The following is a 2703-nucleotide window of genomic DNA, read 5'->3' as shown; positions in this document are numbered from 1 at the left end:
GACTCAAAGTAGCGCACCTCCGGATCCATGCCGGCTCGCCCCACCAAGGTCACCAAGTTCAGGCTCATGGGCTTTTCTCCAGACAGTCTGCAGCTTTCAGCCTTTAGTTGTAGCGCTTGCAAGGGATCCCTGTCATCTTGGCAACGACAGTCTCAGCCGATCCCGTCAGCGGGCCGTAGGCCTTGCGGATCTGAGCTGGGGGAGAGTCTTCAGGATATCTCCCGATTCTCCTGCGGGGATCTCGGTTGATCGGGAAGAAGAATCTTTGCTCTCATGGACTGGGTGGTTGCAGGGGGGGCGCTGATCGTGTTGCAAAGATTTACAATATCAGAAGCTCCAGAGCACCTGCCGGCCTAGGCCCCTGATCCCGACAGACAGATTGCCACCGGCCAGCAAGAAGGGCTCATCACTGCAAGAGGACGCATTCAGCACCAGTTCCTATGGAATTCATCTACGCATACGCCTGGTTGATCCCCGTTTATCCGTTGGTGGCGGCTTTTTTACTCGGCTTGGGCATTTTGCTGTTCAATGCCTGGACAAGGGCCAACCGCTCTCTGGCCGCCTTCCTGAGCGTGTTCGCGACGGGAACGGCGATGGTTCACGCCTTTGCCCTCTTGGCCGGCCAAGTGCAGGGCCATGAGACCGTTCTCAAAACCCTCACCTGGGCTCAGGCGGGCTCCTTCTCCCTGGACATGGGCTTTGTGGTGGATCACTTGAGCGCCATGATGCTGGTGGTGGTAACCACGGTGGCCTTTCTGGTGCAGATCTACTCCGACGGCTACATGGCCCACGACCCTGGCTATGTGCGTTTCTACGCCTACCTGAGCCTGTTTGCCTCCTCGATGCTGGGCCTGGTGGTCAGCCCCAACCTGGTGCAAATCTATGTCTTCTGGGAGCTGGTGGGGATGTGCTCCTACTTGCTGATTGGCTTTTGGTACGAGCGGCAGGCAGCGGCGGAGGCAGCCCAGAAGGCGTTTGTCGTCAACCGGGTGGGGGACTTTGGGCTGTTGCTGGGCATTTTGGGCTTCTACTGGATTTCCGGCACGTTTGGGTTCGAGGAGCTGGCTCGCAATGTGGAGCAGATGGTGGCCAACGGCGCGGTGAGCAGCAGCTTGGTTGCCCTGTTTGCGGTGTTGGTGTTCTTGGGCCCGGTGGCCAAGTCGGCCCAGTTCCCGCTGCACGTGTGGCTGCCGGATGCCATGGAAGGCCCCACGCCCATTTCGGCCCTCATCCACGCAGCCACGATGGTGGCCGCCGGGGTGTTCCTGTTGGCGCGCATGTTCCCGCTGCTGGAAGGGATCCCACCAGTCATGGACCTCATCGCCTGGACAGGGGCGGGCACGGCCTTTTTGGGGGCCAGCATTGCCATCACCCAAAACGACATCAAAAAGGGCCTGGCCTACTCCACCATTTCCCAGCTGGGCTACATGGTCATGGCCATGGGATCTGGTGCCTATGGGGCAAGCTTGTTCCACCTGATGACCCACGCCTACTTCAAGGCGCTGCTCTTCTTGGGCTCTGGCTCTGTAATTCATGGCATGGAGGCGGTGGTGGGCCACGACCCGGTCTTGGCCCAGGACATGCGCCTGATGGGAGGGCTGCGCAAGTTCATGCCCGTTACGGCCTTCACGTTTTTGATCGGCACGCTGGCCATCTGTGGGATCCCGCCCTTTGCCGGCTTTTGGTCTAAAGATGAGATTTTGGCCGCGGTTTTTGAGCGCAACCCGGCCCTCTGGGGGGTGGGCTTCCTCACGGCGGGGATCACCGCCTTCTACATGTTCCGCATCTACTTCCTCACCTTTGAAGGGGAGTTTCGCGGCACCAACCTGAAGCTGCGGCAGGAGGTGGCCGTCAGCCAAGGCCGACCGGTGCCGGCTTTTGCCTACGCGTTTGCCGGGAAAGAGGCGGCCTATGGTCCCGGAGCCATGAACATTTACGAAAAGCCCCAGCCCAGCAGCCATCCCGAAGCTGGGGGAGAGGGACACGAAGGGCATGGCCACGCTGCCGAGCCGCATGAATCTCCGGCATCGATGACGATTCCGCTGGTGGCGCTGGCCGTTCCTTCCGTGCTGATCGGCTTGGTGGGCACTCCCTTTGCCAACTTCTTCGAGGCTTTCATCCATGCGCCTGGTGAGTCTGCAGCAGAAACTGGTTGGGCCCAGGTGGCCGCCGAGTGGCAAGCGGTGCTGGCCGGCCACTTCGATTGGGCAGAGTTTCTGATCATGGCGGGCAGCTCGGTGGGCATTGGGCTGATCGGCATTGCCCTGGCGGGTCTTATCTACTGGCAAAAACGTATTGATCCCAGCACCTTCCCCCAAAGTCTGCAACCCCTGTACTACTTCTCCCTCAACAAGTGGTACATTGACGACCTCTACGAGCGGGTCTTTGTGCGGGGCACCCGCTTTGTGGCGCGGGAGGCCTTGGAGGTGGACAGCCGCATTGTGGATGGGGTGGTCAACTTGACGGGCCTGGCGACCATGGTCGGCGGCGAAGTGATGAAATATCTGGAGAACGGCAAGGCGCAGTTTTACGCTTTGATCATCTTTGCGGCGGTGGTGGTGATGGTGGTGCTTTCTGGGGTTGGGGTCTAGCCCAGGAGCATGACTCTAGTCAATGATATGCTGGACTATACTGAAAATAATGCCCAGTATGTTCAGTATGGCTGCTTGGTATGGCTAGGTATGTAAAACCGAGAGAAGCGGC

General features: G+C 59.5%; 1 protein-coding gene. It reads left to right on the top strand.

Features of this window, described 5'->3' with window-relative positions:
• Positions 1–440: 440 nt before the first annotated feature.
• Positions 441–2591 (top strand): NAD(P)H-quinone oxidoreductase subunit 5, encoded by a 2151-nt coding sequence (locus tag NW846_RS12450; protein WP_099812848.1) that lies wholly within the window; start codon positions 441–443, stop codon positions 2589–2591.
• Positions 2592–2703 lie beyond the last annotated feature (112 nt).

This window comes from Synechococcus sp. W60.3, from assembly GCF_047502615.1.
Classification (GTDB): Bacteria; Cyanobacteriota; Cyanobacteriia; order Thermostichales; family Thermostichaceae; genus Thermostichus.
This window is presented reverse-complemented; position numbering and strand designations above follow the sequence as displayed.